Here is an 18,748-nt window from a genome sequence, read left to right on the forward strand (position 1 = left end):
GCGTGATTCGAGCAGAACTGGGGTTGGGGGTCCTCGGGACGGCCCTGTGGATCTACTGTCTGCTGGACGTGATCATGGCGGACGAGTCCCGCATCCGGAACCTGGGGAAGTCGACGTGGATCTGGGTCGTGCTGGTGACCTCGGTCGTCGGTGCGGTGGCCTGGCTGGTGGCAGGCAAACCCGAGTCGACGTCGCGCGGGCTGCCCTACAAGGGGAACACCGGCGCAGACCGACGCACCGGCTTCACGGAATACGAACGGCCCGGCCGGTTCGTGGCGACCGACCCCGACGCCGACGCGGCGTTCCTCAAGCAGGTGCGCGAGCGTGCCGAGGCACAGCGCCAGGAGGCGAAGCTCCAACGGCTGGCTCGCGAGCAGCGTGAGGAGCGCGAGCGCCAGGAGATCCGTGAGGCGCACGAACGTCGCCGGCTCGGGCCCAAGGAGGCGAACCCGTACACCCAACCGGGCGACGCGTCACAACCCTCGGCGCCGAACGACCCGACGGCCTAGCCCGTCTCGTCCCGCAGGGCCGCCAGCACCTTGGTGTCGATGCCGTCGGGGCTGAGCCGCATCTCGTAGTTGGCCTCCGACGCCCACGCCTCGAGAGCAGCGGCGACACCGCGACCGCCCGGGTCGCTGCCGCCCTCGCTGCCGTGGTCGCTGCCGGTGTCGTGGCCCAGCGAGGCCAACCGTCGACCGACCTCGTCGGCCAGCTCACCCGTGAGTGGCAGGACCTCCTCCGCCGTCCCGAACAACAGGTCGTTGATCGAGAGCAGCCGGGCCAGCTCCTGCGGCGCCTGCGGGTGGTCGTCGACGCGGACGTCGGCCAGGACCCCGCAGCCGTCGTACCCCGCCCCCGGCGACACGGCATACAGGGCTGCGCCCTGGCGACCCCGCGAGTCGCCGCCGGCCTCGTCCCCCGCGAGCAGGGCAGCGAGGAGCCGGTCGCTCAACGAACCCCCGGCCGACGCCAGCCACGCCCGCTCCATCGCCTCGACGACGTCGCGGCCGGTGAGGATGTTGCCCTGGATGGCGTACCCGCCCGTCGCCTCGCGGCCGCTGACCCCACCGGCCCAGTCCATGCACTCCGTGCCCGTCCAGGTCGCCTGCGAGTCGACCCCCACGACGCCGAGCTGGCGGTGCTCGCGTCCGTCGTCGGGACCGGTGCAGGCAGCGACGGCGGCGCCCGCGTCGCCGCCCCCGGCGAGCGCGTCCAGCGCCGTCGACCGGTAGGACACGCGGGCCATCGCCTGCGTGGCGACGGCACCCACCCCGAGACGGGCCTGCGGCACCACCGCCCCGACGAAGGGGAACTTGCTCGCGACGGCGACACCGAAGGCGTCACCGACCTGTCCGGCGATGGAGAACGTCATGGCGCCGACGCTAAACGCTCCGCCCCACGACGGCACGACGGGGAGCCCGTGGACGCTGCGGTGGGAGTTCGAAATGTCTGGGACAATGGAGCATGGCCGCGCGAACGACCAACCCCATGCTCACCTGGACCACCCTCTCTCCTGCCGTGGCGCTCGTCGCCCTCGTCCTCTCCTGGGGACGTGACCTCGGCACCCTGCCCGTCGTCGTCATCGCCGTGGCGCTCGCCGCCGCGGTGCTCGCCGCCGTGCACCACGCGGAGGTGGTGGCGCATCGCGTGGGTGAGCCCTTCGGCTCGCTGGTCCTCGCCGTCGCGGTCACCATCATCGAGGTGGCGCTCATCGTCACGCTGATGATCTCGGGTGGCCCGGAGACCTCGTCGCTGGCGCGTGACACCGTGTTCGCCGCCGTGATGATCACGTGCAACGGCATCGTCGGGTTGTCGCTGTTCATGGGTGCCCGCAAGTTCAAGCTCATCTCGTTCAACGCCGAGGGCACCGGCGCCGCGCTGGCCACCGTCACGACGCTCGCCGTCCTGACCATGGTGGTGCCGACGTTCACCACCGGTGAGCCGGGGCCGGAGTTCACCCCCGGCCAGCTGGCTTTCGCGGCCGTCATCTCGCTGGTCCTCTACGGCATGTTCGTGTCGACGCAGACCATTCGTCACCGCGACTTCTTCCTGCCCGTCGGCAAGGAGGGCCAGCCACTCAACGACGAGCACGCCGACCCGCCGAGCAACAAGGCGACCTACGCCTCCCTCGGCCTGCTCCTCGCCTCCCTCGTCGCCGTCGTCGGCCTGGCCAAGGTCGAGTCCCCGGCCATCGAGTCGGCCGTGGCCGCGGCCGGGTTCCCGCAGTCGTTCGTCGGTGTCGTCATCGCCCTGCTCGTGCTGCTGCCCGAGTCGATCGCAGCCGTGCGCGCCGCCCAGCGCAACCGCATCCAGATCAGCCTCAACCTCGCCCTCGGGTCCGCGATGGCCAGCATCGGCCTGACCATCCCTGCCATCGCGATCGCCTCGATCTGGCTCGACGGACCACTGCTCCTCGGCCTGGGTTCGACGCAGATGGTGCTGCTCGGTCTCACCGTCCTCGTCAGCGTCCTCACCGTGGTCCCGGGTCGCGCGACCCGACTCCAGGGCGGCGTGCATCTCGTCCTGCTCGCGGCGTTCGTCTTCCTCGCCGTCAACCCCTGACCGGTATGCCGCCGCCGCACCTCACCGGCGCCGGCGGCGGTCGGCAGCACGGTCCCGGCGCCGTCGGCTGAGCCGGGTCCAGACCCAGATCGGGCCGAGCAGGACCAGGCGCAGGGCGGTGTCCTTGAGCCACAGCAGCGCCAGGGCGAAGGCGGCGATGACGACCGCCCAGCCAGAGGCCCGAGCGACGTCCCACGGCCCGCTCGGGTCGAGGAGCACCTCGCCGGGGTCGTCCGCAAGGCGGCGGACGGTCACCGTCGACCCGACGGCATACCGGCCCTCACAGGTGGGTTCGGAGAAGGTGCCGGGCAGGCCGGAGCGTGGCTCCGCCACGGCGAACTCGGTGAGGATCGTCGACCGGCAGCCGTAGCGCGAACCCGTGGGCAGCGCGCCCAGCCGGTCGTCGAGTCCCACGACGACAGCCTGCTCGTCGGGCTGGGACCACCACCGGGCCTCGGACAGGACCCCGACCGCAGCCGTGCCGAGCGACACGACCGCCACCCCGGCCAGCGCCCGGCGGACCCACCGCGGCCACGGTCGCCGCACCCGGTGCTCGGGCCACTCCTGGATCGCCACGCCCGCGAAGCTACCGGGCGGTCGCCGGCTCGGCGTCCTAGCGTGGCTGCATGACCCGCATCGAGGCCGTGCGCGGCGACATCACCCGTGAGCACGTGGACGCGATCGTCAACGCGGCGAACTCGGCCCTGCTCGGTGGGGGCGGTGTCGACGGGGCCATCCATGCCGCAGCCGGACCGACCCTGCTCGCAGAGTGCCGACTGCTGCGCGCGACCACCCACCGCGACGGCCTCGAGGTCGGTGATGCCGTGGCGACCGGCGCCGGCGACCTGCCTGCCCGCTGGGTCATCCACACCGTCGGGCCGGACAGGCACCGGGGCCAGACCGACCCGGCCCAGCTCGCCTCGTGCTTCACCCGGAGCCTCGCCGTCGCGCGCGAGGTCGGCGCGCGCTCGGTGGCGTTCCCGGCCGTGAGTGCCGGCGTCTACGGTTGGGACGCCGACGAGGTCGCGCGGGTCGCCGTTGCGGCCGTGCGCCACGAGCGCGCCGCCCACCCGGACAACGAAGACGTGATCGACGTCGTCCGTTTCGTGCTGTTCAGCGATCGGCTGCTGGCGGCGTTCGAGGCGGTCCTGGCCTGAGGATCAGGTGTCGGCCGTCGCCGGCTCGTCGTCGGCGGCAGCCGCCTCGATGAGCTTGCCGATGATTTCCACGGTGTGCACGCCCGACAGCCCGACCTTCTGGTTGCCCATGTAGAACGGCACGCCGGTGATCCCGAGCTCGCGGGCGGCCTCCTCGTCCCCGCGGACCTCCTCGGTGTACTCGTCCCCGGCCAGCACGGCCGACACGCGGCGGCCGTCCAGCCCCGCCTCGGCACCGAGGCGCTGGAGGGTCTCGATGTCGTCGATGGCCTTGCCCTCGGTGAAGTGGGCGTTGAACATCCGCTCCAGCACGGCGCCCTGCAGTGCCGGCCCTCCCTGGGCCAGGCCGAGGGCGACGAGCCGGTGGGCGTCGAAGGAGTTGGACCGCAGCTGCGTGTCCACGTCGATCTCGATGCCGTCCGGTCGGCCCAGGGTCGCGGGGCGCTCCGCCATCTCCCGGGCCCCGGCGAGGTCGGTGCCGTACCGACCGGCTAGCCAGGCGAGCACGGTGTCCCCGGTGCCCTTCGGCGTGCTGGGGTCGAGCTCGAAGGCGTGGTAGGTCACCGTGACCTCTGCCGGGTGGGCGCTCTCGGCGATGGCCAGCTCGAGGCGCCTCTTGCCGAGGTAGCACCACGGGCAGACCACGTCGGCCCAGACGTCGATCTCCACTGCGTTCATCGGTCCATCCTCACACGGGTGCGGCGCAGGCGGCAGGGGCGGGACCTGTGGCCCGGTCTGCCCGGCGACGCCGACGTAGGCTGGTGCGGTGAGGAAAGCAACCGGACGGTATGCAGCGCGCGGGCTCGCGCGCTCCCTCACCGGTGCCCTCGTGCTGCTCGGGGTGATGGTCATGCACGGGTTCGGGATCGGCCACGGCGGGCTCCTGCCCGGACACCAGCCCGGCCACGGCCCTGCGCCCGTGCAGCACGCGCCGACTCAGGTCCAGGCCCCTCACGCCGACCAGTCAGGGCACCCCATGATGTCGATGGCCCCTCAGGTCGTCATCCTCGTCGCCACCGTCGCTGCGGTCACGCCGACGGACGACCTGACCGGGCACGGTGGAGAGATCTGCACCGCGGTGCTCCGCCTGCTGCTCGGCCTGCTGACGTTGCTGGCGGCCCTGGCCCTCCTGGGTCGCCCCGGCCACGCCGCTCCCGTGCAGACCGTGCGCAGGCGCCGCGTGCGCGGCAGCCCTCCGACGCGCCATACGACCTCGCTCCTGCTGCTCTGCGTCTCGCGGACGTAGGCGGGCTGCGCCCTGCCCGGGCGCGACCGCCACCCCACCCGCACCAGAACAGAGAAGGACCACCATGACCACGTTCCGCCGCGCCCTCGTGGGCGCCTCCACCACCCTCGTCCTCGGGCTGGCGCTCAGCGCCTGTGGCGACGACGACCACTCCATGATGTCGGGTTCCGGCAACGGCTCGATGATGGGCTCGAGCTCGTCGTCAGGCAGCCCCGGTGCCAAGGCCACCCCGGCCACCGGGGCGCACAACGATGCCGATGTCTCGTTCGCCTCCGAGATGGTGCCCCACCACCAGCAGGCCATCGTCATGGCCGACATGGCCCTGCGCATGGGCACCAGCGAGGACTTCGTGGCGTTGGCCAAGGCCATCAAGGCCGCGCAGGCACCCGAGATCGCCCAGATGCAGGGGTGGCTCACCGGCTGGGGCGAGGACCCCGCCGGGACCGACCACGGCGCCATGGGGCACGACATGGGCTCGATGGGCGGCATGATGAGCGACGACGACCTGACCGCGCTCGAGGGCACCCCGCGAGCGAAGTTCGAGGGGATGTGGCTGACGATGATGATCGAGCACCACGAGGGCGCGGTCGAGATGTCCCGCACCGAGCTCACGGAAGGCAGCAACGCCGAGGCGAAGAAGCTGGCCCGGTCGATCATCGACTCCCAGACCGCCGAGATCGCGACCATGGAGGCCATGCTCGCCGGCTGAGCAGGACGACCCCGGCACGCAGCGAAGGGCCCCCACCGCGTTGCGGTGGGGGCCCTTCGTGGAGCTGGAGGTCAGCCTCGGAGCGGATGCGCTCAGGGGCGACCGAAGGTGGCGCTGGAGGACCAGATGTCGCGCAGGGCGACGGCCTTGCCGGTGCGCGGGCTGTCCCACATCTTGCCGTTACCGGCGTAGATGCCGACGTGGTAGGCCGGGGAGCCCATGAACACGAGGTCACCGGGCTGCGGGTTCGACACCGGGGTGACGGCCTGACGCTGCTGCTCGGCCGTGCGCGGCAGGTTGATGCCGACCTGGCGGAACACGTAGGACGTGAAGCCAGAGCAGTCGAAGCCCGCGGGGGTGGTGCCCCCGTAGACGTACATGATGCCGGCGTACTGCGCCGCGATGCCGAGGACGCCACCGGCGGCCGGCTTCGAGGACGTCTTGGCTGCAGGCTCCGCTGCGGCCTTCGCGGGCGCCTGGCGCTGCGTCGAGCGGCTCGCGGTGCCGGGGGCCTCGCGGGTCTCGCGGGTCTCGGCGACCGGGACCACGACAGGGCGCGGCTTCGGCTTGGGCTTCGGCTTGGCGGTGGCAGTGAAGCCGATGACACCGAACGCGTCGGCGGCCTGCGGGGCAGCGGCCTTGGGCGCCTGGACGGCCACGGGGGCAGCGGCGGTGGCTGCACCCTTGGTGGACGGCTCGGCGGACGGGGCGGCAGAGGCGGGAAGAGCGAACGACGCCACGAGACCACCAGAGGCCGCGATCACGGCGGAGGTCTTGACGGCGGGCTGAGCGGCCTTGGCGGCGATGTCAGCGAGCTCGGAGACAGGGTTGAAACGACCCGGCGCGCGATGGCGACCAGTTGAGTGTGAAGCCACGATGGTTGAACCTCCAGCGCCTACGAGGTGAGCTGTCGGGTTCGGGTGGAGGTGTGTCACCCGGCCCTCGTGGTCTGCCGCCCGACCTTGCGGGCGCTCACACGAGGACTTAACCCCAAGGACTGTCCGGAGACGGCCCGAAATTGGGTCCCCCGCTCCTGCCAAGCGGTGTTGCTGGTGGACCCGGGCGTGGTGACAGGACTAGGCGTTTCCACAACGGGCCAGTCTCTTCGGGGGGCGAAGAGGCCTCGGACACCGTACCCAAAGGCCTCGGCAATGTCACATTCGTGTCACGGCGAGTCAAGAAAACGCCAACAAACGGCCCTCAACGTGCATCGAAGGCGGGCCTGGACCCCGGTGTTCGTGCTCAGCGACCCATAGGCGCTACCACGGACCGATCAGATGAGCGCGGCGAAGACGTGCTGGGCGACGTCGTCGGGCAGGGACACCGCGGTGGAGTCCGGAGCGTCCTCGCGGACGGCCACGACCCGGCCCTCGGCACGGTGCACACGGACCCGCTCGCCGGGCAGCAGCCGGGCCACGGTCAGCAGCGCGAGCGCCTCGTGGTCGACCTGGACCGGCTCACCGATCCGGCGCACGAGGACGGTCTCGGGCTGCTCGCCGGCGAGCTCGGTGAGGGTCTGCAGACCGGTGCGGAAGCCCTCCATCGGCTCCTCCTCACCCAGCTCGTCGAGCCCGGGGATGGGGTTGCCGTACGGCGAGTCGTGGTGGTCCTTGAGCAGGGCGAGGATCTTGCGCTCCACCCGCTCGGACATCACGTGCTCCCAGCGACAGGCCTCGTCGTGGACGTACTCCCACTCGAGCCCGATCACGTCGACGAGCAGCCGCTCGGCCAGGCGGTGCTTGCGCATGACCCGCGTCGCGAGCAGGCGGCCCTGGTCGGAGAGCTCGAGGTGGCGGTCGCCGCCGAGGCTGAGCAGACCGTCCCGCTCCATGCGGGCGACGGTCTGGGAGACCGTGGGGCCGGAGTGCCCGAGACGCTCGGCGATGCGGGCGCGCAGGGGGACGATGCCCTCCTCCTCGAGCTCGAAGATCGTCTTGAGGTACATCTCGGTGGTGTCGATCAGGTCCGTCACAGGCCAAGCCTCTCACCTGCGGGTGTCACCTCGCGCCGAGCGTCGTCGGATCCGCGATCGATCTCGACGGCGGACGGAGTCAGGCGCGGCGGCGGACGGGGTCGAACCGTGGCACCCAGTAGGCCAGCCACCCGCCTCCCAGGATGCTCAGCGCACCCACCGTGACGATCGCGGCCGCCAGCGGCGCCACGAGCGCGATCGCGCCGACCAGCAGGGGCCCGGCCGTCCCGCCGAGGTCTGCCATCAGCCGCCAGCCACCGAGGAACTGCGGCCGGGCCTCCGGTGGCGCTGCGTCCGCGCCCAGCGTCATGACGATGCCCGAGCCGATGCCGTTGCCGAACGCCATGACCATCGCCACCGCGGTCAACGGCACGATCGAGGCCGTCAGCGGCAGCAGCATCATCCCCACGCCGAGGACGAGCACGGTCGGCACGGCGATCCACGCCCTGCCCCACCGGTCCATGACGAGCCCGGCCGGGTAGAAGAGCAGCATGTCCACGGCGCCCGCGATCCCGAACACCAGCGCGGTGTCGGACGCGGAGATCCCGATCGACTCCGCATACAGGGGGAGCACAGAGGTCCGGCAGGCCCGCGCGCCGGCGATGACGAGCACGCCGCTCCCCAGGGCGAGGAGGGTGCGGCGGTGGCTGCCGAGCACCGACCACACCGACGCCCCGGACCGCTCCACCATGGAGGCCTCGTGGGTGGCGGTGAGGTCGGGACCGAACGCGACGAGCAGGAACGCCGCGAAGGCACCCACCGCCGCGACGAGGTATGCCGCGCGGATGCCGCCCTGGTGCACGGCCAGGGCCCCGAGGAAGGGCCCGACGAACAACCCGATGCGGTTCACCCCGCCGAGCGTGGACAGGGCGCGGGCGCGCATGCCGAGGGGGACGGCGTCGGTGAGGTACGCCTGTCGGGCGAGGTTGAAGACGGCTGCCTCGAGACCGACGGCAGCGGTGGCGAGCGCGAAGACCCACAGGTTCGGTGCGAAGGCGCCGGCGAGCATCGCCGCCACCTCGACGAGCGCGGCACCCATCAGCGCCCGGGTCTCCCCGATCCGGCTGACGATGGCGCCGGCGGGGAGGGCGGCCAGCAGCTGGGCGAACCCCACGAGCGCGACCATCCCGGCCGCGACGGTCACCGAGGCACCGAGCTCACGGGCGCGCAGCACCATGACCGGCAGGACCGCGCCCTGACCGACCGCCGCGAGGACCGTCGGGCCGAACGCCGGGACCGCGATGGCCCGGAGGCTAAAGGAGTCCGTGGCGGGGGCCGCCCGGTCGGGTCGTGGTCCTGGTCGTCGGGTGGAGTCGGTCATCGCCCACCATTCTCGTCCGCGGTCCGGGTCAGCGCTCGACGGGCTCGCGGGACGGACTACGTTCGGAGCATGGCTTTCCTCGTGCCGGCGCGGTTCAGCGGTCCTCCCGAGTCGGGCAACGGCGGCTGGGTCAGCGGCCACCTCGCGCAGGACGTGACCACGTCCCCCGACCTGCCCGCGGTGACGGTGCGGCTGCGGACTCCCCCGCCGCTCGACCGCGCGATGGCGGCCCGGACCGTCCCGAGGGGGCCCGACGGCGCGAGCACCGTGGAGCTCTTCGACGGCGACCTGCTGGTGGCACAGGCACAGGCCGCGCAGGGGCCGTCACGGGACGGCATACCGGGGCCGGTGTCGTTCGTGGCCGCGCAGGCAGCCGGCGAACGCTACGAAGGACTCGAGGGCCACCCCTTCCCCACCTGCTACTCGTGCGGCACCGGCCGCTCGGCCGACGACGGCCTGCGCCTGCAGCCCGGACGGGTCAACGGTTCCGACACGTACGCGTGCGCCTGGGTCCCGGCCGACGACGTGGACGCGGAGACCGTCTGGGCCGCGCTGGACTGCCCGGGCGGCTGGGCCTCCGGCATCGCCGGCCGGCCCATGGTCCTCGGCACCATGACCGCCCGGGTCGACTCGCTGCCCTCCGTGGGCGAGCCCCACGTCGTCATGGCGTGGCAGCGCGGCGAGGAGGGGCGCAAGCACCACAGCGGCACCGCCCTGTATGCCGCCGACGGCACCCTGCTCGCGCAGGCCGAGGCCACCTGGATCGCCATCGACCCCACCACCATCCGTCCCGCCAGCCCCGCAGGAGGCACCGCATGACCACTCCCCTCGCCGTCGTCACCGGGGCCAGCAGCGGCATCGGTGCCGCCACCGCCCGCCAGCTCGCGGCCGCGGGGTACGAGGTGGTGTGCGCCGCCCGCCGGGCCGACCGCATCGAGGCGCTCGCAGCAGAGATCGGCGGCCGGGCGGTGACCTGCGACGTGTCGGACGCGAGCGACGTCGCAGCGCTCGCAGCGGCGGTGGGCGACCGGCTCGAGGTCCTCGTCAACAACGCCGGCGGCGCGCTCGGCCTCGCACCGGCGGCGTCGACCGACGTCGAGGACTGGCGCGGGATGTACGAGTCCAACGTGATCGGGACGCTCCAGGTCACCCAGGCCCTGCTGCCGGCCCTGGTCGCGTCCGGCGCCGGCACCATCGTGAACGTCGGGTCGATCGCTGGGCGCACGGTCTACGAGGGCGGCTCGGGGTACACCGCCGCCAAGCACGCCGTCGCCGTCCTGACCGAGACGCTGCGCCTCGAGCTCGTCGACCAGCCGGTGCGGATCACCGAGGTCGCCCCGGGCATGGTGAAGACCGAGGAGTTCTCGCTGACGAGGTTCGGCGGCGACCAGGAGCGGGCCGACGCCGTCTACGCCGGGGTCGCCGAGCCGCTCGTGGCCGACGACGTCGCCGAGGCCGTCGTCTGGATGGTCCAACGGCCGGCCCACGTGAACATCGACCTGCTGGTCATCAAGCCCCGCGCCCAGGCCGCCGCCCACAAGGTCCACCGCGAGTCCTGACCCCCGGCCCCGTCCCGCACCCGCGACCACCCGACCCCTGCCTGACCCCTGCCTGGCAAAACGGTGGTTGCTCGACAAGACGGGTCGCATGGAGCCCGTTCTGTCGAGCAACCACCGTTGTGCTGGGTCAGGTGGCGGGCGTCAGGTGACGGTCAGGCTCAGGACCAGGGGTGACCCGCCGGGGGCGGTGAAGGTCTGCACGTCGCCGGCACGGTCGACGGTGACGTCCTCGGCGCCGACCGTCGCCACGACCTCGGTGCCCGGCACGGTGTCGAGGACGACCCGGGTCACCCCGCCCAGCGGCGGTCCGAACACCAGCCGGTCCTCGCCCACCTCGGTGAGCTCGGCGTTGGCCCACTCGAGGCGCCCCAGCGGGGTGTCGAGCCCGAGCGCCAGGAACACCCCGGTGCGCGGCGGCACGACCAGCGGTCCGTCACCGACGGCGGCACCGTCGAGCGTCATCGTCACCGGGTTGTGGTGGCCGCTGATGTTCGTCAGGTGCAGCATGCGCTGATCGTCGGCCGTCGCGGACGTCGTGGCGAAGATGCCCGGCACCCCGGCGGTGAACTCCAGCCCCGGAGTCGCCCCGAGCCGGCGCAGGGCCCGCCCGAACAGCCCGGCGTCGGACGGCAGCTCGGTGGCGAGCAGGATCGCCCGGCCGGCACCGACCTCGACGTCGACACCGATGACCGCACCGTCGACGTCGTGCAGGACTGCGTCGCCGCGCTCGTGCTCGAGCGCCTGGAACCAGCCGACCCGGGTCTCGGGCCAGGGCGCCGCCCAGCCGCTGGCCACGGCCGACGGGAAGTAGTGGTCGCGGCCCCAGGTGATGTCGGCGCCGGTGACCCCCATCGCGTCGGCAAGGACGGTGCACGGCCGGCCCTCGAGGTCGCGGTCGGGCAGCCGGCCGAGCAGGAGTACGCCGCCACCCCGGGTCAGGTGGTCGACCAGACCCTGCTGCACCTCGGCCGACAGGTGCCGACCGGTGGACAGCGCGACCACACCCGTCGGCACGTCCCGCTGCAGGTGGACCGCCGGGAACCGGTACCCGCCCAGCAGCATCGAGCGCACCAGCGCACGACGTGGGCCGGCGCCACGGTGCCGCTTGAGGTCCTCGACGACCTCGGTCATCACGGCGCTGTCGGGGTGGTGGTACTCCGTGGCGTAGGAGTCGAGCACGAGCCCGAGCTGCACGTCGTCGTGCTCCTCGTGCATCCGCGAGAGCCAGCGCTCGTGCACGGTGACTGCCTGCACGGTCCGCGCGGTCGCGGCATACGTCATGCCCTTCTGGCCCTCGGGACCGACGGGAGCCGCGGTGCCGTGCCGCTCACCCGTGAAGCTGATCCGGTCGTTGCCGTCGCCCACGGGCTCCTCGAGCGCCGGGTTGATGCCGCCGGCGAAGAGGTAGTAGTTGATGGCGCGGTTGCCCTGCGCGAGGCAGCGTCGGGTCTTGAGGTCGACGGTCGAGGGGTCGTACTGGTTGTCGACGCCACCGCCGTAGTCACCCGAGCCCGCCTCGAACTCCAGCGACGTCGTGGGCTGGCCCGGTCCGTGCACCGCGTCCATGAAGGCGTTGATGACGTAGAGGTCCGTCGTCGTGTTGAGCGTCATGTCGCCCATGTAGTGGTCGGACCCGGAGAGCATGCCGGGCACGCCCGCGTACGTGTCGACGAGCTGGCTGATCCCGATCGGGAACGGTACACCGCTGCCGCCCTCGGTGCCATGGATGTTGATGAGGAACGGCACGTCGGTGACGCCCTGCGCCTCGGCCATCGTGCGCAGCTCCTCGACGTACCGCCGGAACCGGTCGCGCATGAAGACGACGAGGTCCTGCCGCAGGACCCCCGCCTCCGCCTCAGCCGGAGTGCGGATCGCGTTGGCGGACAACGGGTATGGAGCGTCGCCACCATGGCGCGCAGCCGTCCACTGCGCGAAGTCGGCGATGAGGTGGTCGGTGAGGTCCGGGCTGTTCGTCACCCAGGCGAGCATCCCGATCTCGTTGTCGAGCTGGACCGCGATGACGTTGCCACCGTTGGGCTGCAGCCGCTGGGCGATCAGGGGCAGCACGGTGCCGAACCACCTGCGGCACTCCTCGAGGTACGCGGGGGCGAGGTAGTCGACGGTGCGGCTGGGGGTGGGCTTCGCGTCCCAGCCGACCGGCACGATCTCGGGGTGCTCGGTGTAGAGGCGGAAGGGCAGCCCCTCGTTCTTGAGCTCGGCCATGATGAACGGCCCCGGCCGGGCGATGAACCACAGGCCGTGCTCGGCGCACAGGTCGATGAAGGCCGCGAGGTCGCGCTCGGGACGGGTGGCCCCCGTGACGTCGATCGTGCCGTCCGGGAGCTCGTGCCACAGCCACGGGATGTAGGACGCGACGGTGTTGCAGCCAGCGTCCTTGAGCAGCTGGATGCGCTGCGCCCACTCCTCGCGGGCGACACGGAAGTAGTGGATCTCGCCGGCCATCACCACGCGGGGTTCGCCGTCGATGAGGATCTGCTTGTCCTGGATCTGGATCATGGCGCTTTCCGTTGGGGGGCTTGGGATTCGGGGCATTTCGGGGACGACCGAGGTGGCCGCGGCACGACGGGCCGGGCCGACCTCGTCGGTCAGGGGTCGACGGTCAGGGAGCGACGGTCAGCGAGAGCCGTGAGCCGTGCAGGGCATCGGGGCCCGCCACGAGGGTGATCTCGCCGGCATCGACGCGCAGGGTGTTGTCCCGGCCGAAGTAGGCGAACTGGTCGGCGCGCACGGTGAACGTCGCCGTGCCTTTCTCACCTGGGGCCAGGTCGAGCACCGCCCAGTCGACGAGCTCGGTGAGCGGACGCGTCACCTGTGCCACCGGGTCGCGGAAGGACAGCTGGACGACCTCGCGACCAGCGCGCTCGCCGGTGTTGGTGACGTCGACCTCGACGACCAACTCGGCGTCACCGGAGAGGGTCGGTGACGAGCCACCGGAGATCCGCAGCTCGCCGTACTCGAACGACGTGTAGGAGAGCCCGTACCCGAAGGGCAGCCGCGGGAACACCTGGTCGTCGAGGTAGCGGCCCTGCTGGCCCTCCTCGTGCAGCTCGATGAGCCGACCCGTGGGCCGCTGGTGGGTGCTGGTCGGGATGTGGCCCGTGGTCCGTGGGAACGTCATCGGCAGCCGACCGTGCGGGGCGACGTCACCGAACACAATGTCCGCCAACGCATTTCCCGCCTCGACACCCGGGTGCCAGACGACGAGGACGGCATCGGCCAGGTCCATGACGTCTCCGAGCTCGAGCGGACGCCCGGTGTAGACGACCACGACCAGCGGCTTGCCGATCCGCGACAGCTGGCGCAGGTGCTCCAGCTGACCGGCGGGCAGGCCGATGTCGGTGACCGAGTTGGCCTCGCCGGAGCGCCAGGGGTGCTCGCCCACGACGGCGACGGTGACGTCGGCGTTGCGGACCTGCTGCACCGCCCGGTCGCTGAACCGGCCGTCGGACACCAGCAGTCGCTCGCCCAGGCGGACCCGGAACGCGGTGGCCGGGGCGACCACGTCCTCGCCGCGGCCGTCGAGCGTCCAGGTGCCGAAGAGCTCCTCCGCCGCTTCGGCGTAGGGACCGGTCAGGTGAACGGTCCCGGTGTCGGCAGCCAGCGGCAGCACGCCGTTGTTGGAGACGAGGACGTGGGACGCGTGGGCCGCCCGGAGCGCGGTCGATCGCGAGGCCTCCGTGGGGGCGTTGCTGCGCGGGGGTTCGCCGACGTAGGGGCGGTCGAAGAGTCCGAGGCGGAACTTGAGCGTCAACACGCGACGGACCGCGTCGTCGAGGAGCGACTCCGCGACCTCACCGGACTCCACGAGGTCGGCGAGGTGCGCGGCATACGCTCCCGAGCACATGTCGAGGTCGACCCCGGCCTCGATGGCCAGCTGCGACGCCTCCCGCAGGTCGGCGGCGACGCCCTGGTGGATGAGCTGACCGATGCCGTTCCAGTCCGCGACCACGACGCCGTCGAAGCCCCACTCCCCCTTGAGCACGTCGCGCAGGAGGTGGCGGTGGGCGTGCATCGGCGTGCCGTCCACGTCGTTGAACGCCGCCATGACCGTCGTGACACCGGCGTCGACCGCTGTCCGGAACGGACGCAGGTGCAGGTTGCGCAGGGTGTTCTCGCCGACGGAGACGGTGTCGTAGTCGCGGCCACCGGCCGAGAGACCGTAGCCCGCGAAGTGCTTGGCGCACGCGGCGATCCGGTCCGGGTCGGAGGGGTCGGCCCCCTGGAAGCCGCGCACCATCGCCGCTGCCAGCCGACCGCTGAGGACCGGCGTCTCACCCAGCGACTCGGCGACGCGCCCCCAGCGGGGCTCCTCCGACAGGTCGACCATCGGGGCGAACGTCCACGCGACGCCGTCGACCACGGCCTCGTAGGCAGCCAGCGCAGCGACCTCCTCGACGAGCACCTCGTCGAAGGACGCCGCCAGGCCGAGCGGGATGGGGCACACGGTCCGGTGCCCGTGGATGACGTCGCGCCCGAACAGGACCGGTATGCCGAGCCGGCTCCCCTCGATGGCGTGCCGCTGGGCGGCATCGATGTTGGACGCCAGCACACCCTCGTCACGTTCGTTGCCACCGGTGGCGCCGCTGGCGAACAGGCTGGAGCCGATCCGGCCCTCGGCGAGGAGGGCGGCGTCGTCGTCGGGGTGGATGTTGGCGACCTGGTGGGTCTGGCCGACCTTCTCGGCCAGCGTCATCTGGGCCAGGAGCAGGTCGACGCGTTCGGTGGTGCTGCGGTCGGGGTCCATCCAGGGGCGTTCACCCGGGGTGGCAGTCATGTCAGGAGGTCTCCACGGTGAGCTCGATGTCGTCGCCGGTCGCGTGCCGCAGCAGGTCCGCCCGGGCCACGCTGACGCCGGCTCCACGGTACGGGTTCTCCAGCCGGTCGAGGCTGAGCTCCCGCCCACCGGACGTCACCCGGACGACACCGGAGCCCACGGCCCCGACCCGGTAGGTGATGCGCAACCGCTTGTCCCCCAACGGGACCCGTGCGGTGAGGCCGTCCAATCCGGGATCGAGGACGGGGTCGAGCTCGACCCGCTCGCCGCGCGAGCGGACACCGAGCAGGGTCTCGGCGAGCAGGCGCAGGTAGAGCCCGGGGCCTGACGAGTAGACACGCCACCCACCCTCGAGGTCGACGTCGCCGGCCATCAGCGCGGCATACCGCTCGCTCGCGTCCAGCCGGTCGTCGAACACCCCGTCGGACGAGGAGTAGTAGGTGGTGCTCTGCCGCGGTCGGGCGTTCGCGATGCGCTCGGTGACCCCGATGGGGTTGGCCTTGGCCAGGGCGGCGAACAAGCCCTTCGGCTCACCGAACCGTGCCAGCGCCTCGGCGTAGCGCAGGTGCGCGTGCATGTACATGAGGCCGATCTCGCGGCCCCAGAAGGTGCTGGCCTCGGCGCGCTGGAACACGCTCATCGGTCCCCCGCGGTAGGCGACCGGGCGGTCGAAGAGCCGGGCGCCGTCGGGACCGAGCAGGTGCTCCTCGATGAGGTCGAGGTGCGCCCTGGCCTGCTCGGGCGTGAGCAGGTCGGCCGAGATCGCGTGGATCCACGGCAGCACGCCGTACGTGAGCCCGGTGCGGGTGTCGCGCGGGTGGACCAGGGGCTCGGAGGTGCCGTCCTCGTGGAGCAGGACGTAGCCGGGCAGCACGCCGTCGACGACGAGGTCGCTCTGGATCGCCTCGTGCGCGGCGTCGGCCGCCTCGCGGGCCCTGGCGACCAGGTCTGCCGCAGCCCCGCACGACTCGAGGCCGTCGCCGAGCGAACGCAGGGCCGTGACGAGCAGGACGGTGGTCCACGTCGAGACGAGGTGGGCGGCCAGGTGCGGGTCCGCGGGCTGGAGCGAGTCGTTCCAGTCGCCGTGACCATAGGCAGGCAGGGCGGTGCCGGGGACGCGCACCTCGGCGATGCGGTCCAGGGCACGACGCAGGTGGTCCTCGACCGACGCCGGCGGGGTGAGCCCGTGGTCGCCGACGAAGGGGATCCCCTCGCTGAGGAGTGACACGTCGCCGGTGGCGCGCAGGTAGTCGCCGGTCGCGAGCACGGGCCAGTAGAGGACGTCACCGTGGGCATCCTGCTGGCCGCTCTCGGCGAGCGGCGGGAGGAAGTCGAACGCCTGCGGCCAGTCGCCACGGGCGTTCTGCGCCCGGAACACGCGCAGGAGCACGTCGCGCTGCTCCTCGTCGCGGCCGAGCGCGGTGAGCAGGCCCACCGGGCCCTGGCAGACGTCGCGCGTGCCCCAGCCACCGCCGGAGAACTGCTCCAGCCCGCGGGGCGAGAGGTAGTGGACGAGGGCGTTCTGCGCGAACCACGGCAGCACCGTGTCGATCCGCGCGACCTCCTCGGCCAGCGCGGGATCAGTCGTGCCGGCGCCTGCGGCGTGGGCGTCCAACCTCAGGCCGCGGTCGACCGTTGAGCTCCAGGAGTCGGCCAGGTGCTGCTCGGGGGTCGGGCGCACCTCGAGGTCGGTGCGGGCGTCCGCCACGGTGAGCCCGAGCGAGAAGCGCGTGCGCGGGGCGAAGTCGAGGGTGACCCAGGGGGTGCCCCGGCTGGTGCCGTCGGCGAACAGGGCCGCGTCATCCCCCACCGTGACCGGGCCGCCCTGCCAGTCGAGGCGGAGGACGGTGTCGTCGTCGCCGACGTCGAGGCCGCCCTCGCGCTCGGTGACCTGGTGCCGCACGGGGGCGAGGCCGTCGTCCCCGGACACGGCGACGTGGAGGGCGACGAGCACGCGACGCGGCGCCCCCGACAGCCAACGCACGGACAGGCCCAGCTCGTGCGACGCCGCGGGAGCGGTCGAGGTGACCTCGAGCGCGTCGTCCCCGGCGCAGTACCACCACGTCGCGGAGTCGGTCTGCAGCGACCACGCGCTCGGCGTCTCGAGCAGGGCCCAGCCGGTGGGGCTGGTGGAGTCCTCGACGAAGAGCCGCAGCCCGTGGGCGCGCTGGACCCCCAGGTAGCCGCGTCGGGTCGAGAGGAGACGGTCACGGCCGACGTGGCCGCGCGTCACCTGGGAGTGGAAGGTGCCGGTCATCCAGACCGTCGAGGTGAGACCGCGCGTGTCCGGGACGAGCGCGTCACCGGTGCGCAGCAGGTGCCCGTGCGGACGCAGCACCGCCCGCTCCTTGGCCGCGGTCACGACGTGGGAGCCGTCGCTGCCGAACCCGGCAAGGACCTCGTCGTCGTCGCCGACCTCGGCGTGGAGCAGGTCGGAGTGCCCGGTGAGCTCGCAGAGGGTGTCGGCGTCCAGGTCCTCGGCGGCGAACACCGGAGCAGCGCTGAACAGGGCACCGGACGGCGCCTGCGCATCCGTCACCCGCACGTGCGCGCCGAGGGCCTCCTCGGCCCAGGCGCCGGCGTCGGCCTCGGGCTGGGCCAGCGCGTCCTCGGCCCAGCGCGCGTCGGCGTCACCGGTGGCCTCGGGGTGGTCGGCGGAGGTGATGCCGTGGAAGCCGGTGAGGTGCCGCTCACCGGGGGCGAGGGCGACCGGTGCGTCCTGGAGCACGACGAGGGCGTGCTCGTGCTGGAGCCGGTGGGCGGGCAGCTCGGCCCGGGACAGCGCGACGAGCTCCCCGGGACGCTGCGCACCACGCACCAGCTGGAAGGTGTCGGTGGCCCAGCCGCGCCCCTCGCGCAGCGACCCCACGAGCAGCCACGGCACGAGCTCACCCGGCATGTTCTGGCGGACCGCGAGGGCAGTGCCCCGGCTCGTCGACACGGGCGTGAGGTCGAGGTACTGGCTCACGTAGAACTCGTTGTTGCGGACGGCGCCGTAGGGCGCGAGGCCCGGGTCGTGGGTCAGGACGACATCGACGACGGCCTGCGTGGCAGCGGTGTTCTCGACGACCATGTGCCAGAACCACGCCGGCGCCTCGGACGCGAGTCGGAACGTCACGGCATACCGGAGTCCCTCCCACTCGCCGCTGGCGGTGGGGCCGTCCGCGGTCCACGTCACCGTGCTCGGGCTGGCCGGCCCCAGCAGGGGCACGTATGCAGCCGCGTCGCCGTCGAGGCGCCGCAACCAGAGGTTGAGCGGACCGGCCTCGTGCGGGCTGGCGGGGTACATGAGCAACGAAGTGTCGTCGGCATCGAGCCGGGCCAGGCACGCCTCATCCGTGAACACCGCCCTCAGGCCCGCGTCGCTGGAGAGTTCGTGGTGGCCACGCGTCATCGCGTTCGTCCGAAAAGACACCCCTGTTGTATA

General features: G+C 72.4%; 16 protein-coding genes and 1 riboswitch. Of the genes, 7 read left to right on the forward strand and 9 right to left on the reverse strand.

The features are described 5' to 3' along the window. The first annotated feature begins 2 nt into the window (after nucleotides 1–2). Nucleotides 3–509 carry a PLD nuclease N-terminal domain-containing protein gene (locus ABD286_RS12090; protein WP_344193733.1) on the forward strand — a complete coding sequence of 169 codons (507 nt, stop codon included), beginning with the start codon at nucleotides 3–5 and terminating at the stop codon, nucleotides 507–509. Here the strand turns inward: ABD286_RS12090 and ABD286_RS12095 are convergent. After that, a complete protein-coding gene (locus ABD286_RS12095; RefSeq protein ID WP_344193734.1) occupies nucleotides 506–1,372 on the reverse strand; it encodes a DUF1028 domain-containing protein in 867 nt (288 codons plus the stop codon). The two genes, ABD286_RS12090 and ABD286_RS12095, sit on opposite strands and share 4 nt — an antisense overlap. Nucleotides 1,373–1,464: 92 nt before the next feature. Here ABD286_RS12095 and ABD286_RS12100 point away from each other — a divergent pair, with 92 nt between their 5' ends. Continuing rightward, nucleotides 1,465–2,562 (forward strand): calcium:cation antiporter, encoded by a 1,098-nt coding sequence (locus ABD286_RS12100; RefSeq protein ID WP_344193735.1) that lies wholly within the window; start codon nucleotides 1,465–1,467, stop codon nucleotides 2,560–2,562. A gap of 21 nt (nucleotides 2,563–2,583) precedes the next feature. On the opposite strand, the gene ABD286_RS12105 is transcribed toward ABD286_RS12100, so the two are convergent. Further along, nucleotides 2,584–3,138 (reverse strand): hypothetical protein, encoded by a 555-nt coding sequence (locus tag ABD286_RS12105; RefSeq protein ID WP_344193737.1) that lies wholly within the window; start codon nucleotides 3,136–3,138, stop codon nucleotides 2,584–2,586. Nucleotides 3,139–3,188: 50 nt separating this feature from the next. Between ABD286_RS12105 and ABD286_RS12110 the strand changes: the two genes are divergently transcribed. Then, the gene (locus ABD286_RS12110; RefSeq protein WP_344193739.1) at nucleotides 3,189–3,719 is read left to right on the forward strand and encodes an O-acetyl-ADP-ribose deacetylase; all 531 of its coding nucleotides are present in this window, start codon (nucleotides 3,189–3,191) and stop codon (nucleotides 3,717–3,719) included. A gap of 3 nt (nucleotides 3,720–3,722) precedes the next feature. Here ABD286_RS12110 and ABD286_RS12115 read toward each other — a convergent pair whose 3' ends face one another. Then, a complete protein-coding gene (locus ABD286_RS12115; RefSeq protein ID WP_344193741.1) occupies nucleotides 3,723–4,397 on the reverse strand; it encodes a DsbA family oxidoreductase in 675 nt (224 codons plus the stop codon). 88 nt (nucleotides 4,398–4,485) lie between these two features. On the opposite strand from ABD286_RS12115, the gene ABD286_RS12120 reads away from it, so the two are divergent. Further along, nucleotides 4,486–4,965, forward strand: coding sequence for a hypothetical protein (locus ABD286_RS12120; RefSeq protein ID WP_344193743.1), 480 nt, complete (start codon nucleotides 4,486–4,488; stop codon nucleotides 4,963–4,965). A gap of 64 nt (nucleotides 4,966–5,029) precedes the next feature. Then, on the forward strand, nucleotides 5,030–5,674 hold the full coding sequence (locus ABD286_RS12125; RefSeq protein ID WP_344193745.1) for a DUF305 domain-containing protein: 645 nt from the start codon (nucleotides 5,030–5,032) through the stop codon (nucleotides 5,672–5,674). Nucleotides 5,675–5,766: 92 nt separating this feature from the next. Here ABD286_RS12125 and ABD286_RS12130 read toward each other — a convergent pair whose 3' ends face one another. The 3 genes from ABD286_RS12130 to ABD286_RS12140 form a co-directional block, all read right to left on the reverse strand. Then, the gene (locus tag ABD286_RS12130; protein ID WP_344193747.1) at nucleotides 5,767–6,549 is read right to left on the reverse strand and encodes a C40 family peptidase; all 783 of its coding nucleotides are present in this window, start codon (nucleotides 6,547–6,549) and stop codon (nucleotides 5,767–5,769) included. A 2-nt stretch (nucleotides 6,550–6,551) separates the two neighbouring features. Continuing rightward, nucleotides 6,552–6,749, reverse strand: a riboswitch (cyclic di-AMP (ydaO/yuaA leader). A 198-nt stretch (nucleotides 6,750–6,947) separates the two neighbouring features. After that, nucleotides 6,948–7,646: an iron-dependent transcriptional repressor DtxR gene (locus ABD286_RS12135; RefSeq protein WP_344193749.1), complete on the reverse strand. Its 699-nt coding sequence runs from the start codon at nucleotides 7,644–7,646 to the stop codon at nucleotides 6,948–6,950. Between the two features lie 79 nt (nucleotides 7,647–7,725). Next, complete coding sequence (locus ABD286_RS12140) at nucleotides 7,726–8,967, reverse strand: MFS transporter (protein WP_344193751.1); 1,242 nt, start codon at nucleotides 8,965–8,967, stop codon at nucleotides 7,726–7,728. Between the two features lie 69 nt (nucleotides 8,968–9,036). On the opposite strand from ABD286_RS12140, the gene ABD286_RS12145 reads away from it, so the two are divergent. Continuing rightward, nucleotides 9,037–9,786 (forward strand): hypothetical protein, encoded by a 750-nt coding sequence (locus tag ABD286_RS12145; protein ID WP_344193753.1) that lies wholly within the window; start codon nucleotides 9,037–9,039, stop codon nucleotides 9,784–9,786. Continuing rightward, nucleotides 9,783–10,526 carry an SDR family NAD(P)-dependent oxidoreductase gene (locus ABD286_RS12150; protein WP_344193755.1) on the forward strand — a complete coding sequence of 248 codons (744 nt, stop codon included), beginning with the start codon at nucleotides 9,783–9,785 and terminating at the stop codon, nucleotides 10,524–10,526. The genes ABD286_RS12145 and ABD286_RS12150 overlap by 4 nt, the downstream gene beginning before the upstream one ends. Before the next feature lie 141 nt (nucleotides 10,527–10,667). On the opposite strand, the gene ABD286_RS12155 is transcribed toward ABD286_RS12150, so the two are convergent. From ABD286_RS12155 to ABD286_RS12165, 3 genes are all read right to left on the reverse strand, one after another. Further along, the gene (locus tag ABD286_RS12155) at nucleotides 10,668–13,043 is read right to left on the reverse strand and encodes a beta-galactosidase (protein ID WP_344193758.1); all 2,376 of its coding nucleotides are present in this window, start codon (nucleotides 13,041–13,043) and stop codon (nucleotides 10,668–10,670) included. A 103-nt stretch (nucleotides 13,044–13,146) separates the two neighbouring features. Then, a complete protein-coding gene (locus ABD286_RS12160; protein ID WP_344193760.1) occupies nucleotides 13,147–15,321 on the reverse strand; it encodes a glycoside hydrolase family 3 N-terminal domain-containing protein in 2,175 nt (724 codons plus the stop codon). A 1-nt stretch (nucleotide 15,322) separates the two neighbouring features. Then, nucleotides 15,323–18,736: a GH36-type glycosyl hydrolase domain-containing protein gene (locus tag ABD286_RS12165; protein ID WP_344193762.1), complete on the reverse strand. Its 3,414-nt coding sequence runs from the start codon at nucleotides 18,734–18,736 to the stop codon at nucleotides 15,323–15,325. Nucleotides 18,737–18,748 lie beyond the last annotated feature (12 nt).

Origin of the sequence: Pedococcus aerophilus (assembly GCF_039532215.1) — a bacterium.
Lineage (GTDB): Bacteria > Actinomycetota > Actinomycetes > Actinomycetales > Dermatophilaceae > Pedococcus > Pedococcus aerophilus.

Excerpts from the sequence above, each read along its gene's own strand:
- ABD286_RS12100 (WP_344193735.1), top strand. The coding sequence starts at position 1,465 with ATGGCCGCGCGAACGACCAACCCCATGCTCACCTGGACCACCCTCTCT.
- ABD286_RS12110 (WP_344193739.1), top strand. The coding sequence starts at position 3,189 with ATGACCCGCATCGAGGCCGTGCGCGGCGACATCACCCGTGAGCACGTG.
- ABD286_RS12160 (WP_344193760.1), bottom strand. The coding sequence starts at position 15,321 with ATGACTGCCACCCCGGGTGAACGCCCCTGGATGGACCCCGACCGCAGC.
- ABD286_RS12145 (WP_344193753.1), top strand. The coding sequence starts at position 9,037 with ATGGCTTTCCTCGTGCCGGCGCGGTTCAGCGGTCCTCCCGAGTCGGGC.
- ABD286_RS12095 (WP_344193734.1), bottom strand. The coding sequence starts at position 1,372 with ATGACGTTCTCCATCGCCGGACAGGTCGGTGACGCCTTCGGTGTCGCC.
- ABD286_RS12115 (WP_344193741.1), bottom strand. The coding sequence starts at position 4,397 with ATGAACGCAGTGGAGATCGACGTCTGGGCCGACGTGGTCTGCCCGTGG.
- ABD286_RS12155 (WP_344193758.1), bottom strand. The coding sequence starts at position 13,043 with ATGATCCAGATCCAGGACAAGCAGATCCTCATCGACGGCGAACCCCGC.
- ABD286_RS12140 (WP_344193751.1), bottom strand. The coding sequence starts at position 8,967 with ATGACCGACTCCACCCGACGACCAGGACCACGACCCGACCGGGCGGCC.
- ABD286_RS12125 (WP_344193745.1), top strand. The coding sequence starts at position 5,030 with ATGACCACGTTCCGCCGCGCCCTCGTGGGCGCCTCCACCACCCTCGTC.
- ABD286_RS12150 (WP_344193755.1), top strand. The coding sequence starts at position 9,783 with ATGACCACTCCCCTCGCCGTCGTCACCGGGGCCAGCAGCGGCATCGGT.